The following is a 12,516-nucleotide window of genomic DNA, read 5'->3' as shown; positions in this document are numbered from 1 at the left end:
TGTCAGGATCGCTCTCTGGTGGGTCGGGGCGTGCCGTGTGCTGTCTGATCGGAGGGCCACGGGGGAACCGGAGGCAGCCCCTCTGCCGTCGGTGCGACCCGGAGGTACGGCGAGAGGACCTCGATGGCGTTGCCGTCACCGATCTCGACTACCGTACCCGTCAGCGCGACGATCGACGCACCCGACGCCATGCGGTAGGCGGGTGCCCCGGCCGGGCGGACGACGGTCCCGTTGGTGGACCGGAGGTCCTGCACGACGACGGCTTCGCCCTCGGCGTGCATCCGGACGTGGGACGACGACACCTGGCCGTACGTCGACCGCACGGTCACGAGTTCGGGCTGCGGGCCACGGGTGACCCGCGGCAGCGACGGCCGTCGACCGATGACCACCGGGTGGTCGAGCCGGAAGGTGCGGTCGCCGATGCGGATCGACGGCACGCGTGCCGTCGGGGCGGCGGGCACCGCCGGGACGGCCGGGAGGCCCGGGGCGGCACCCAGGAACGGGCTCGCTCCGGCGCGGGGTCGCGCCGGCACCCGGACGACGGTGTCCTCCGGATCGACGTCATCCACCGCTGCGGGTGGCTGGTCGGTTGCCCCGGCCGCGGGCCGGATGACCGTGTCACCGAGGACTCCGTCGTCGGAACCGGGGTCGGGGTCGGAGTCGGGACCGGCTCCCGGGACGACGGGACCTGCGCGCCGGATGACGGTGTCGTCGACGGCGTCCGCCGTCCGGTCGCCCAGCGATCGTCGGGGTCGCCGGATGACGGTGTCCTCGATGTCGTCGTCGTACAACCGGAGCCCTCCCAGTGTGGTCTCCCCCACCGTAGACGATCCGGTCGACCCCACGTCATCGACGCTCCCACGACGGCCCGCTGCCCGCGACGACCGAGCGCAGGACGAGCCCCGCGAGCGGGTCGTCCGCGCGGGTCTCGAGGGCGTACCGGGCACGCGTCTCCGCCCGGGCCCACGACCCGAGCGCCCACGCACACCAGGCGCCGAGCGACAGGGCGCCGGCAGCGCCCGACGATCCGTCGAACGGGCCGTCCTGCGCCCGCCACACGCGCCACGCATCGGCACACCGGTCACCGGCGAGCCGCACGCGGGCCCGATCGGGAGCCGGGCCGAAACCGTGGAGCGCCGGCGGTGTCGGGTCCGCGAAGGGGTCGAACACCCGGATCGACCGGGGATCGGGCGTGCCCTGCGCCGCGATGAACGGCACCAGGGCCATCCGGGGCGCGAGTGCGCCGCACGCGGTCACCACGGCCGTCGCAGCGGCCGTCGACAGGTCGGCGCGACCGGGCGCGACCAGCGCGGCCGCCGCAGCGGGGAGGGTGACCGCCGCGGCGATCTCGCGAGGGAAACGGACTGCGGAGCCGGGGCCGGACTGTGCCGTGAGAGGGATCATGCACGCCATCGAAACGTGCTGGGAGCCTCCAGGCAGGGTCGCCCCGACCATCTGTGGACCGGAGCGAGCCCGCTCACGCCTGTGGAGGACGAGCCGACCCGGCACCCGCTCAGGCGACGACGGGCTCCAGGCTCTCGGCGACCAGGTCCCAGCCACCCTCGTTGCGCTCGACGACCACGCCGTTCGCGGCCGCCCAACCGACCAGGTCGTCCATGCTGCCGATGCTCGCGCCGGTGCGGGCGAGCAGCGCCACCAGGCGACCCTTCGCGGTCTTGTTCCAGTGGTTCAGCGCACGACGACGACCGGAGCCGTCGACACTCACCACCCGTGGTGCCACCGCTCCGGGCACGGGACCGAGCTGCCGGTACCCCTCGGACCGCAGGTCGAGCACCAGGCCGCCCGCACGGGTCAGCAGGGAACGGGTCGACACCGCGGGCCAGTGCGCGGCCAACCGGATCGATCCGAGCCGCGAGTCGTGTGAGAGCCGGTACGCCGGGATCGGGTCACCGGCACCGATGGGGCCGAACATCGCGGACTGCACGACCACGTGTTCCGCCCACCACGCGCGGGTCGCAGCATCCGCGTCCTGCGCGCCCAACGGGTCGTAGAGGACCCCGGTGTACCGCTCGATCGCGGGCATGGTGCCCGAGGTGTCGAGCTCGAGGTTCCGGAGCCGCTCGGCGATCGACTTCGGACCGAGCTTGAGCGCCGTCCTGGCCGAGGACTCCTCGGAACTGACGAAGCGGGCCGCGGTGATCACCGCGGCCCGCTCATCGGCCAGTTCCGGGAAGGAGAGCGCACGCAGATCGAGCGTGCGGCTCGTGTCCCCGCCCTCCCGCTTCGTCTCCGAAGGCGGGAGCAGGACGGTCAGTCCGGTCAGGACGCCAGCGCGGCCTGCCGCGCGACGATCGTCACCGTGTCGTGCTCGACCGACAGGAAGCCGTCCTCGGCGTCGACCGCGACGGTCGACCCATCGGCCCGCGTGATGCGGACCTGACCCTGCGCCAGGATCGCGAGCATCGGCTCGTGTCCGGCGAGGATGCCGATCTGGCCCTCTGTCGTCCGTGCGACGACCATGGTGGTGTCGCCCGACCAGACCTCACGGTCCGCCGAGACGACGCTCACGCTGAGACCCGCCATGTCAGCGGTTCTCCTTCTGGATCTGAGCCCACTTCTCTTCCACGTCGTTGATGCCACCGACGTTGAAGAACGCCTGGGTCGCAACGTGGTCGAACTCGCCGTCGGCGATGGCGCGGAAGGACTCGATGGTGTCCTTGAGCGGCACCGTGGAGCCCTCGACACCCGTGAACTTCTTCGCCATGTAGGTGTTCTGCGAGAGGAACTGCTGGATACGACGAGCGCGCTCGACCGTGATCTTGTCCTCTTCGGAGAGCTCGTCGACACCGAGGATGGCGATGATCTCCTGCAGTTCCTTGTTCTTCTGGAGGATCTGCTTGACGCGCGTGGCCGTCTCGTAGTGGTCGGCACCCAGGTAGCGCGGGTCCATGATGCGCGACGTCGAGGCCAGCGGGTCGATCGCGGGGTACAGACCCTGCGATGCGATCTCACGGGAGAGCTCGGTCGTCGCGTCGAGGTGCGCGAACGTGGTGGCCGGAGCCGGGTCGGTGTAGTCGTCAGCCGGCACGTAGATCGCCTGCAGCGAGGTGATCGAGTGACCACGCGTCGAGGTGATGCGCTCCTGGAGCACACCCATCTCGTCGGCGAGGTTGGGCTGGTAGCCCACGGCGGACGGCATGCGGCCGAGCAGCGTCGAGACCTCGGAGCCGGCCTGCGTGAAGCGGAAGATGTTGTCGATGAAGAGGAGCACGTCCTGCTTCTGGACATCGCGGAAGTACTCCGCCATCGTCAGAGCCGACAGGGCCACGCGGAGACGCGTTCCCGGCGGCTCGTCCATCTGGCCGAACACGAGGGCCGTCTTGTCGAAGACACCCGCCTCTTCCATCTCACCGATGAGGTCGTTGCCCTCACGGGTGCGCTCACCGACACCGGCGAACACCGACACACCGCCGTGGTCCTGCGCGACGCGCTGGATCATCTCCTGGATGAGGACCGTCTTACCGACGCCCGCACCACCGAAGAGGCCGATCTTGCCACCCTGCACGTACGGGGTGAGGAGGTCGATGGACTTGATGCCGGTCTCGAACATCGAGGTCTTGGACTCGAGCTGGTCGAAGGCCGGGGCCTTGCGGTGGATCGGCCAGCGCTCGGTGATCTCGAGCTTCTCGTCCGTGTTGAGCACGTTCCCGAGGACGTCGAAGACCTTGCCCTTGGTGACGTCGCCGACGGGGACCGAGATCGGAGCGCCCGAGTCACGGACCTCCTGGCCACGGACCAGGCCGTCGGTCGGCTTCAGGGAGATGGCACGGACGAGGTCGTCGCCGAGGTGCTGCGCGACCTCGAGGCCGATCTCCTGCGACGAGTCACCGATGGTGATGGTCGTGAACAGGAGGTTGTACATCTCCGGGATTGCGTCGTGGGGGAACTCGATGTCGACGACGGGGCCCGTGACACGGGCGATCCGGCCGACACCGGGCGCCGACGACGTCTCGACCGCGGTGGTTGCGGTGTCGGTCATGGCTGGTGCCTTCCTGAGGGTGGGTATCTGTCCGCGAACGACGCGGACTACTTCTTCTTCGACGAGAGGGCGTCGGCGCCGCCGACGATCTCGGAGATCTGCTGGGTGATCTCCGCCTGACGCGCGTTGTTCGCGAGTCGGGTGAAGTCACGGATCAGCGAGTCGGCGTTGTCGCTGGCCGCCTTCATCGCCTTCTGACGCGCGGCGTGCTCGGAAGCAGCCGACTGCAGCATGGCGTTGAAGATGCGGCTCTCGATGTAGACCGGGAGCAGCGAGTCGAGCACCGCATCGGCGTCCGGCTCGAACTCGTAGAGCGGCAGGGGCTCGTTGCCCTCGGGCTCGTCAATGCCCTCGACGACCTCGAGGGGCAGCAGGCGAACGACCTGCGGCTCCTGGGTCGCCAGGCTGATGAACCGGTTGAACACGATGTGGATCTCGTCCACGCCGCCGTCAGCGGTGTCCTGGAGGAACTTCGCCACGACGGCGTCGCCGATCTCCTTGGCCGTCGAGAACTCCGGCTGGTCGGTGTTGCCGACCCACTGCTGCTCGGACGGACGCTCACGGAACGCGAAATACCCGACGGACTTGCGGCCGACCAGGTAGTAGACGACGTCCTTGCCCTCGCTGCGGAGCAGGGAGGCGAGCTCCTCGCCCTGCTTGAGGACGTTCGTGCTGAACGCGCCGTTCAGGCCGCGGTCCGAGGTGAAGAGCACGACGGCTGCACGGGTCGACGACTCCGGCTCGGTGGTCAGCACGTGGTCGACGTTCGAGAACGTCGCCACGGCCGACACCGCACGCGTGACGGCCCGCGAGTACGGACCGGACGCAGCCATGCGGGCCTGCGCCTTCTGGATCCGCGACGCCGAGATCAGCTCCATGGCGCGGGTGACCTTCTTCGTGGTCTTCGCCGACTTGATCCGCTGGCGGTAGACCCGGACCTGCGCTGCCATCTAGCGACGACCCTTGACGATCTGCTCCTGGTCGACGTCCTCGGCGTCAGCCGCGTCGAACTGCTCGGAGCCGAGGGTCTTGCCGTCGCTCGTCTGGAAGCTCTTCGTGAACTCGTCGATCTGCTTGTCCATCTCGGCGACGGTCTCGTCGCTGAGCTGGTTCGTCTCGCGCAGCGTCGTGAGGACGTCGGAGTTGCGACGCAGGTGGTCGAGCAGTTCGGACTCGAAGCGGAGCACGTCCGGCACCGGGACGGTGTCGAGCTTGCCATTCGTGCCGGCCCAGATCGAGACGACCTGCTCCTCGACCGGGTACGGCGAGTACTGCGGCTGCTTGAGGAGCTCGGTCAGACGCGCACCGCGCTCCAGCTGACGACGCGACGCCTGGTCGAGGTCGGACGCGAACATCGCGAACGCCTCGAGCGAGCGGTACTGCGCCAGCTCGAGCTTCAGCGTGCCGGAGACCTTCTTGATCGACTTCACCTGGGCGTCACCACCAACGCGGGACACCGAGATGCCCACGTCGACGGCCGGACGCTGGTTCGCGTTGAAGAGGTCCGACTGCAGGAAGATCTGGCCGTCGGTGATGGAGATGACGTTGGTCGGGATGTACGCCGAGACGTCGTTCGCCTTGGTCTCGATGATCGGGAGACCCGTCATCGAACCGGCGCCGAGCTCGTCGGACAGCTTCGCGCAACGCTCCAGCAGACGGGAGTGCAGGTAGAAGACGTCACCCGGGTAGGCCTCGCGGCCCGGCGGACGACGCAGGAGGAGCGACACCGCACGGTAGGCCTCGGCCTGCTTCGACAGGTCATCGAAGATGATGAGGACGTGCTTGCCCTGGTACATCCAGTGCTGGCCGATGGCCGAACCGGTGTACGGGGCGAGGTACTTGAAGCCGGCCGGGTCGGAGGCCGGAGCGGCGACGATGGTGGTGTACTCCATCGCACCGGCGTCCTCGAGCGCACCCTTGACGGAGGCGATCGTGGAGCCCTTCTGACCGATGGCGACGTAGATGCAGCGAACCTGCTTCTCCTCGTCGCCGGACTCCCAGTTGGCCTTCTGGTTGATGATCGTGTCGATCGCGATGGCCGTCTTGCCGGTCTGGCGGTCGCCGATGATCAGCTGACGCTGACCACGGCCGACGGGGATCATCGCGTCGATGGCCTTGATGCCGGTCTGCAGCGGCTGGTGGACCGACTTGCGGGCCATGACGCCGGGAGCCTGGAGCTCGAGGGCACGACGGCCCTCTGCGGCGATCTCGCCGAGACCGTCGATCGGGGCGCCGAGCGGGTCGACGACGCGACCGAGGAAGGCGTCGCCGACGGGGGCGGAGAGGACCTCACCCGTGCGGGTGACCTCCATGCCCTCCTCGATGCCGCCGAACTCGCCGAGCACGATGGCGCCGATCTCGTCTTCATCGAGGTTCTGCGCCAGGCCGAGCGTGCCGTCCGCGAAGCGGATGAGCTCGTTCGCCATGACGCCGGGGAGACCCTCGACGTGGGCGATGCCGTCACCGGCGTCGGTGACGTGCCCGACCTCGGCCGTGGAGGCCTTCGTCGGCTCGTAGTTCGAGACGAAGTCCTTCAGGGCATCACGGATCTCATCGGGGCTGATGGTGATGTCTGCCATGGGATTTTCCTTGTGGTTTTCCGGGGCCCTTCGGCTCCGAGAGGGTGACGCTGCCGGACTCGGCAGTTCCCGTTGTGGACTTGGGGAGGAGCGGCTTCGACCGTACGCCTAGCCGGCGAGCTGGAGCCGGAGCTCCGAGAGTCGCGTGGACACGGTGCCGTCGATGACGTCGCCGCCGATCTGCACCCGGACCCCGCCGACGACCGTGGGGTCGACGACCTGGTTGATGCTGATGTCCTTGCCGTACCGCTCGGACAGACCGCGCGTGACGCGGGCCGACTGGGCGGGGGTCAGTGGCGTCGCCGTGACGACGGTCGCGACGAGCTTGCCGGCCTGCTCGGCCACGATGCGCGAGGCGTCGCGGACGATCTCACCGATGCGGCGGCCGCGGGGCTGCTGCACCAGGGCCGACACGATCGTGATCGTCTGCTCCGAGGCCTTGGCACCGAGGAGCCGCTCGACGAGCGCGCCCTTCTGCTCGGGGCTGCCGAGCTTGGTGCCGAGCGCCAGCTCGAGGCCGGCGTCCGAGCGGACGGCGGTCTCGAAGGCGAACAACTCCGACTCGATCGACGAGTCCGGACCCGCGGTGGCGGCGACGGCGCGGATGCCCGCGTCCTCGATGCCCGCGAGCAGGTCCTGCTGCGAGGACCAGCGCGAGCCGGCCACCGCGGTCAGGACCGCACGCGTCGCGTCCGACTGTCCGGCGAAGACACGGTCGATGAGGACCTTCTTGCCGGCCGCGTCGGCCGTGGGGTCGGACAGCAGCCCGAGCAGCTGCGGCGCACCGGCGATCGCACGCCCGGAGGCGAGGATCTCGGCACCCGCGGCCAGGCCGGCGCTCGGACCGAGGTCCGACAGCACCGCCCTGGTGGACGCGAGTGCTTCTCTGGTAGCGCTGCGCATGCTCAGTGCTCCCCCGTCTTCGTGGCCTGCGAGGCCTCGAGGTCGGCGAGGAAGCGATCGACCACTGCGGTCGACTTGGCGTCGTCCTTGAGGGACTCACCGATCACACCGGACGCGAGGTCCAGCGCGAGGGTGCCCACTTCGGACCGGAGTGCCTGGACGGCGCTCTGGCGCTCGGCCTCGATCTGCGCCTGGGCGTTGGCCGTGATGCGTGCTGCATCGGCGGCCGCCTGCTCGCGGACCTCGTTGCCGATCGCCGTGGCGTCGGCGCGGGCCTGCTCACGGATGCGCGAAGCCTCGGCACGTGCGTCGGCGAGCTGCTTGTTGTACTCGTCGAGCGCAGCAGCGGCCTGCTCCTGAGCGGCCTCGGCCTTCTTGATGCCGCCCTCGATGGCCTCGGTGCGCTCATCGAGCATCTTCGTGATGCGCGGCGTGACGACACGCCACATCACCAGGAAGATGATGACGAAGGCAAGCGCCGACCAGACGACGTCGTACAACGGCGGGATCAGCGGGTTGTGCGTCTCCTCCGCCGCGATGATGAGTGCGTTGTGCATCGAGGAGCCTTAGTTGGTGCCGGTGAAGATGAAGTACGTGGCGATACCGATGAAGGCCAGGGCCTCGGTGAAGGCGATACCGATGTACATGAGGGTCGTCAGGCGGCCCTGGAGCTCGGGCTGGCGAGCGACGGACTCGATCGTCTTACCGACGACGATGCCGACACCGATGGCCGGGCCGATCGCTGCGAGGCCGTAGCCAACCGTCGCGATGTTGCCGTTGATCTCCGCGAGAACGGTCGTTGCGTCCACGTGTTTTCCTTTCGAGGTGCGGGTCCGACGGTCGCCGGTCCCGTAGGGGGTCAGTGAGGAATCAGTGCTCGTCAGCCAGCGCCAGCTGGATGTAGACGGCGGTGAGGAGCATGAAGACGTAGGCCTGCAGCAGCGCGACGAGGACCTCGAAGAAGCTGAACGCGATGCCGAACGCGATGGTCCCGACGCCGAAGGCCTTGAAGCCGAGCGAAGCGTCGAAGAAGAAGAACTGCGTGGCCGAGAAGAACAGCACGAGGAGCAGGTGCCCCACGACCATGTTCATCAGGAGTCGCAGCGTCAGGGTGACGGGACGGAGCACGAAGGTGGAGACGAGCTCGATCGGCGTCACGATGATGTACAGCGGCCACGGCACCCCGGGCGGGAAGAGCGAGTTCTTGAGGAACGTGCCCGGGTGCTTGCGGAGGCCGGCGTAGATGAAGGCGAGGTACGCGACGATCGCCAGGATCATCGGCATCGCGATGCGGCTGGTGCCGGCGAGGTTCATGAACGGGACCAGACCGGTCAGGTTCATGAACAGCACGCCGAAGAAGATCGTCGCCAGGAGCGGCAGGAAGCGCTTGCCGTCCTTCTCTCCGAGGTTGTCGAAGGTGTTGCGACGGACGACGTCGAACGCGTACTCGATGAACGCCTGACCGCGGTTCGGCACGAGCTTCAGTGCACGGGTGCCCACGAACGCGAACACCAGGAGCACGGCGACGGCGAAGAAACGGATGAGGACGAGCCGATCGATCTCGAACGGCGTCCCGGCGAAGAAGATCGCATCCGGGAAGAACTCGTTGATCGACGGACCATGGAACTCGGCGGCCTTGCTGCTCCCCGCCGCGACGGTGTCAACCGCAGCGGAGAGGGACAGGGGAAGAGCGTGGGATAGCAGCGCTGTCTCCTGTGTCGGCGCGCGCACATCATGGCACGCGATGGTGGACGTTGTGGAGGCTCGTCCGCCCCGAGCGAAAGGCTCCGGTAGCGGACTTGAAGAAGCCTATCAGGTGCGAGAGGCTTCCCGGCTTCTCAGACGCGGGGGGTCGGGTTCCCAGCGTCCGCGGAGTCGTCGAGGCCGTCGCCCGGCAGCCGGACGCCGATCGGGGTGCGGGCCTTCGCGACGGCGACGACGTCGATCACCAGGGAGCCGACGACCCCCGCGATGATCACGATCGCCAGCACCGGGAAGTCGACCCAGTCACGGTCCTTGAGCAGGACCAGCAGCACGATGAAGACGATGAACTTGAGCAGCCAGGTGCCCATCACGATGCCGAAGAAGGCGCCGGAGATCATCTGGCCCTTCGAGACGCGCAGCGCGACGAGGACACTGACCGCGGTGAGCCCGAGGAACACGACGCTCAGCACCGCGCCGAGCAGTCCCCCGACCAGCCCGGGGCCGTCCGCGACGAGGAACCCGATGAGCCCGCCGACCACCGCCAGGGCGACGGCGAGGACCGCTCCCCACGTGATGATGCGGCGGAACACCGGCCGGACGTGGTCGAGCGCGTTCGGTGCGGTCACGTGATGTCTCCAGGGATCGTGCGGTCGTTGGCGGCCCGGTCGAGCGGGTCGAGGCTGGCGTCCACCACGGCGGCGGAGCGGTTGGCGGTCTGGGCGGCGATCTCCGTGCGCTTCCGGCCGAGCGGCGCGAAGGTCGCGACGGCACACACGGTGAAGCCGACGGACACGAAGACGACGACCCAGTACCAGTCCACGAAGAGGAACAGCAGGCACCCGAAGGCGACGGTCGCGGTCCACGCGTAGAAGATCAGCACCGCGTGGAAGTGCGAGTGCCCCATGTCGAGCAGGCGGTGGTGCAGGTGCTTCCGGTCGGCCGAGAACGGCGACTTGCCCGCGCTGAGCCGTCGGGTGACCGCGAGACCGAAGTCCAGGATCGGGACGATCAGGATCGCGAACGGCAGCAGGATCGGGATGAACGCCGGCAGCAGCGCCTGGCGTGTCTGCACCGCCGCCGGGTCGATGTTGCCCGTGACCGAGACCGCGCTCGTGGCCATCAGGAACCCGACGAGCAGCGCACCGGCGTCGCCCATGAAGAGCTTGGCGGGGTGCCAGTTCAGGATGAGGAAGCCGAAGCAGGCCCCGACGAGGACCGCGGTGAGCAGCGACGGCAGGTTGAAGAAGAACTCGGTCTGGACGACCACGCGGTTGATGAAGAACGTGTAGAGGAAGAAGACCCCGCCGGCGATGATCGCGACGCCGGCCACCAGGCCGTCGAGCCCGTCGATGAAGTTCACCGCGTTCATCACGAGCACCACCGCCAGCACGGTGAAGATCAGGCTCATGTACGACGAGCCGACGCCCAGCGTGTTGCCGATGGGCAGCGAGACGATCGCGACGCCCTGCCAGGCGAGGATGCCCGCCGCGATGATCTGCCCGGCGAGCTTCGTCATCCAGTCGAGGTCCCAGATGTCGTCCGCGACACCGAGGACCACGATGATGGTCGCTCCACCGAGCACCGCGAGCACGCGACCCGGTTCGGAGAACACGAGCCGGAAGTAGTCGGTCCCCGCTATCGACGGGAACAGGAACCAGGCCGCGAGCAACGAGACGATGACGCCGATGTACATCGCGATGCCACCGAGCCGTGGCGTCGGGGTGCGGTGCACGTCCCGCTCGCGGACCTGCGGGTACCACTTGTACTTCAGCCCGAGCTTCCAGACGATCAGGCTCATCACGAAGCTCACGACCGCGGCGATGGCCCCGGCGAGCAGGTAGTACTTCATGTGACGAGGTCGGCTCCGACGACCCGGATGATCTCCTCGTCGGGGATCACCCCGTGCCGGACGATGCGGAGCTTCCCGCCGTCCGACAGCCCGGTGGCGTCGACGATCGTCGACCCGGTGCTGGCCTCGAAGCCGTCGTGCACCTCGACGGGTCCGCCGTCCAGGTAGATCGCGACGCTGTCACCGAGCATCCGCTCGGCGGCGTCGACGTCCATCGCGGCCGGGTCACCCGTGGAGTTCGCGGACGAGACCGCGAGGGGCCCGACCTCCTGCAGGAGCTCGAGGGCGATCCGCGAGTCCGGCATCCGGAGCGCGACCGTGCCGCGCGTCTCGCCGAGGTCCCAGTCGAGTGACGGCTGTGCGTGCAGGATGACGGTCAGCGCGCCCGGCCAGAACTCGGCCACCAGGTCGCGCACCGGCTGCGGGACCTCGCTGGCGAGGGCGTCGAGCGTGGGCGGACCGGGGATGAGCACGGGCGGCGGCGACTGCCGCGTGCGGCCCTTCGCGTTGAGCAGCCGCTGCACGGCCGTCGCGCTGAAGGCGTCCGCGGCGAGGCCGTAGACGGTGTCGGTGGGGACCACGACGAGCTCTCCGCGTCCGAGGGCGGCACGTGCGAGCCGCATCCCGGTCAGGAGCCCGTCGGAGTCGGTGCAGTCGTATCGGGATGCCATGACTCGACGATGATAGTGCGACACAATGGTGGACATCGTGAACGAGACGCCCGCACCCCCGCTCCTGTTCCTCTTCGACATGGACGACGTCCTGGTCCGGTACGACTGGCAGGTGCGCATGGCCGCACTCTCCGAGTTCACCGGACACGAGTTCCAAGAGCTCCGTCGCCGCTGGTGGGACTGCGGTCACGAGATGCGTGCCGAGGCCGGTGGGTTCGCCGACGGCGACGAGTACCTGGCCGCGTTCGAGCGCGCGATGGAGTGCGACGTCCCCGAGGCCGACTGGGCCCGGATCCGCGGATCCGCCATGACCGAGCTGCCGGAACGCATCGAGGCGGTCCGGATCGCGAGCGAGCACGGGCGTGTCGGACTGCTCACGAACAACGGTCCGCTCGCCGGCCGCTGGATCCACGAGTGGGCGCCGTCCCTGCCCGAGGTCTTCGGCGAACACCTGGACACGTCGAGCAACTTCGGCGCCCGGAAGCCCGAGCCCGAGGTCTTCCAGCGCGCGATCGCCCACCACGGGGTCCCCGCGGAGCGCACCTTCTTCGCCGACGACATGCCCGAGAACATCGCGGGTGCGCGGAGCGTCGGCATCCACGCGGTCCTGGTCGAGCACGACACCGACCTGCGCGAGCACGTCCGCGCCTTCGTCGCGGCGCAGCAGCGCGAGGCCTCCCCCGTCGCGTAGCCCGCAACGCCCGTTCCTTCCCATGGCGGTCGCGCTGGAAAGCAAGAACGGGCACACCTGGTCATCCCGAACGACCCGGTACGCCCGATCCCACCAGGGACGCCCGGATCCACCCAGCA

At 68.8% G+C, this 12,516-nt stretch carries 15 protein-coding genes; 1 reads left to right on the top strand and 14 read right to left on the bottom strand.

Features of this window, described 5'->3' with window-relative positions; translation table 11 throughout:
* Positions 1 to 2: 2 nt before the first annotated feature.
* The 14 genes from BIU91_RS05855 to BIU91_RS05790 all read right to left on the bottom strand — a co-directional run bounded on the left by BIU91_RS05855 (position 3) and on the right by BIU91_RS05790 (position 11,706).
* Positions 3 to 821: an FHA domain-containing protein gene (locus BIU91_RS05855; RefSeq protein WP_139196698.1), complete on the bottom strand. Its 819-nt coding sequence runs from the start codon at positions 819 to 821 to the stop codon at positions 3 to 5.
* A gap of 25 nt (positions 822 to 846) precedes the next feature.
* Positions 847 to 1,404: a hypothetical protein gene (locus tag BIU91_RS05850; protein WP_027465775.1), complete on the bottom strand. Its 558-nt coding sequence runs from the start codon at positions 1,402 to 1,404 to the stop codon at positions 847 to 849.
* A gap of 109 nt (positions 1,405 to 1,513) precedes the next feature.
* Complete coding sequence (gene yaaA / locus BIU91_RS05845; RefSeq protein WP_253183695.1) at positions 1,514 to 2,266, bottom strand: peroxide stress protein YaaA; 753 nt, start codon at positions 2,264 to 2,266, stop codon at positions 1,514 to 1,516.
* Between the two features lie 14 nt (positions 2,267 to 2,280).
* Positions 2,281 to 2,544, bottom strand: a complete 264-nt coding sequence (locus BIU91_RS05840) for a F0F1 ATP synthase subunit epsilon (RefSeq protein ID WP_027465776.1) — start codon at positions 2,542 to 2,544, stop codon at positions 2,281 to 2,283.
* A gap of 1 nt (position 2,545) precedes the next feature.
* Complete coding sequence (gene atpD, locus BIU91_RS05835; protein WP_017885744.1) at positions 2,546 to 4,000, bottom strand: F0F1 ATP synthase subunit beta; 1,455 nt, start codon at positions 3,998 to 4,000, stop codon at positions 2,546 to 2,548.
* A gap of 47 nt (positions 4,001 to 4,047) precedes the next feature.
* Positions 4,048 to 4,950 carry a F0F1 ATP synthase subunit gamma gene (locus tag BIU91_RS05830; RefSeq protein ID WP_027465777.1) on the bottom strand — a complete coding sequence of 301 codons (903 nt, stop codon included), beginning with the start codon at positions 4,948 to 4,950 and terminating at the stop codon, positions 4,048 to 4,050.
* The gene (atpA, locus tag BIU91_RS05825) at positions 4,951 to 6,579 is read right to left on the bottom strand and encodes a F0F1 ATP synthase subunit alpha (RefSeq protein ID WP_027465778.1); all 1,629 of its coding nucleotides are present in this window, start codon (positions 6,577 to 6,579) and stop codon (positions 4,951 to 4,953) included.
* Positions 6,580 to 6,687: 108 nt separating this feature from the next.
* Positions 6,688 to 7,482, bottom strand: a complete 795-nt coding sequence (locus BIU91_RS05820; protein WP_027465779.1) for a F0F1 ATP synthase subunit delta — start codon at positions 7,480 to 7,482, stop codon at positions 6,688 to 6,690.
* Positions 7,483 to 7,484: 2 nt separating this feature from the next.
* The gene (locus BIU91_RS05815; protein ID WP_071404610.1) at positions 7,485 to 8,039 is read right to left on the bottom strand and encodes a F0F1 ATP synthase subunit B; all 555 of its coding nucleotides are present in this window, start codon (positions 8,037 to 8,039) and stop codon (positions 7,485 to 7,487) included.
* A gap of 9 nt (positions 8,040 to 8,048) precedes the next feature.
* Positions 8,049 to 8,291 carry an ATP synthase F0 subunit C gene (gene atpE, locus BIU91_RS05810; protein ID WP_017885749.1) on the bottom strand — a complete coding sequence of 81 codons (243 nt, stop codon included), beginning with the start codon at positions 8,289 to 8,291 and terminating at the stop codon, positions 8,049 to 8,051.
* A 61-nt stretch (positions 8,292 to 8,352) separates the two neighbouring features.
* Positions 8,353 to 9,213: a F0F1 ATP synthase subunit A gene (gene atpB / locus BIU91_RS05805; RefSeq protein WP_241660362.1), complete on the bottom strand. Its 861-nt coding sequence runs from the start codon at positions 9,211 to 9,213 to the stop codon at positions 8,353 to 8,355.
* Between the two features lie 107 nt (positions 9,214 to 9,320).
* Positions 9,321 to 9,812 carry a hypothetical protein gene (locus BIU91_RS05800; protein ID WP_217499674.1) on the bottom strand — a complete coding sequence of 164 codons (492 nt, stop codon included), beginning with the start codon at positions 9,810 to 9,812 and terminating at the stop codon, positions 9,321 to 9,323.
* Positions 9,809 to 11,035: an MraY family glycosyltransferase gene (locus BIU91_RS05795; protein ID WP_027465783.1), complete on the bottom strand. Its 1,227-nt coding sequence runs from the start codon at positions 11,033 to 11,035 to the stop codon at positions 9,809 to 9,811. Before BIU91_RS05795 ends, BIU91_RS05800 begins: the two co-directional genes overlap by 4 nt.
* On the bottom strand, positions 11,032 to 11,706 hold the full coding sequence (locus BIU91_RS05790) for an L-threonylcarbamoyladenylate synthase (protein ID WP_071404609.1): 675 nt from the start codon (positions 11,704 to 11,706) through the stop codon (positions 11,032 to 11,034). Before BIU91_RS05790 ends, BIU91_RS05795 begins: the two co-directional genes overlap by 4 nt.
* Positions 11,707 to 11,743: 37 nt before the next feature.
* Here BIU91_RS05790 and BIU91_RS05785 point away from each other — a divergent pair, with 37 nt between their 5' ends.
* Complete coding sequence (locus tag BIU91_RS05785) at positions 11,744 to 12,397, top strand: HAD family phosphatase (RefSeq protein WP_139196861.1); 654 nt, start codon at positions 11,744 to 11,746, stop codon at positions 12,395 to 12,397.
* Positions 12,398 to 12,516: the final 119 nt, after the last annotated feature.

It is taken from the genome of Curtobacterium sp. MMLR14_002 (genome assembly GCF_001864975.1).
Taxonomy (GTDB): Bacteria; Actinomycetota; Actinomycetes; order Actinomycetales; family Microbacteriaceae; genus Curtobacterium; species Curtobacterium flaccumfaciens.
Note: the sequence above shows the minus strand (reverse complement) of the source record. Positions and strands in the feature narration are given on the sequence as shown.

Bases quoted from the DNA above. Each gene is read 5' to 3' on its own strand.
- atpA (WP_027465778.1), bottom strand. From the start codon at position 6,579: ATGGCAGACATCACCATCAGCCCCGATGAGATCCGTGATGCCCTGAAG.
- BIU91_RS05840 (WP_027465776.1), bottom strand. From the start codon at position 2,544: ATGGCGGGTCTCAGCGTGAGCGTCGTCTCGGCGGACCGTGAGGTCTGG.
- BIU91_RS05815 (WP_071404610.1), bottom strand. From the start codon at position 8,039: ATGCACAACGCACTCATCATCGCGGCGGAGGAGACGCACAACCCGCTG.
- atpD (WP_017885744.1), bottom strand. From the start codon at position 4,000: ATGACCGACACCGCAACCACCGCGGTCGAGACGTCGTCGGCGCCCGGT.
- BIU91_RS05795 (WP_027465783.1), bottom strand. From the start codon at position 11,035: ATGAAGTACTACCTGCTCGCCGGGGCCATCGCCGCGGTCGTGAGCTTC.
- BIU91_RS05850 (WP_027465775.1), bottom strand. From the start codon at position 1,404: ATGATCCCTCTCACGGCACAGTCCGGCCCCGGCTCCGCAGTCCGTTTC.
- BIU91_RS05790 (WP_071404609.1), bottom strand. From the start codon at position 11,706: ATGGCATCCCGATACGACTGCACCGACTCCGACGGGCTCCTGACCGGG.
- BIU91_RS05820 (WP_027465779.1), bottom strand. From the start codon at position 7,482: ATGCGCAGCGCTACCAGAGAAGCACTCGCGTCCACCAGGGCGGTGCTG.
- BIU91_RS05830 (WP_027465777.1), bottom strand. From the start codon at position 4,950: ATGGCAGCGCAGGTCCGGGTCTACCGCCAGCGGATCAAGTCGGCGAAG.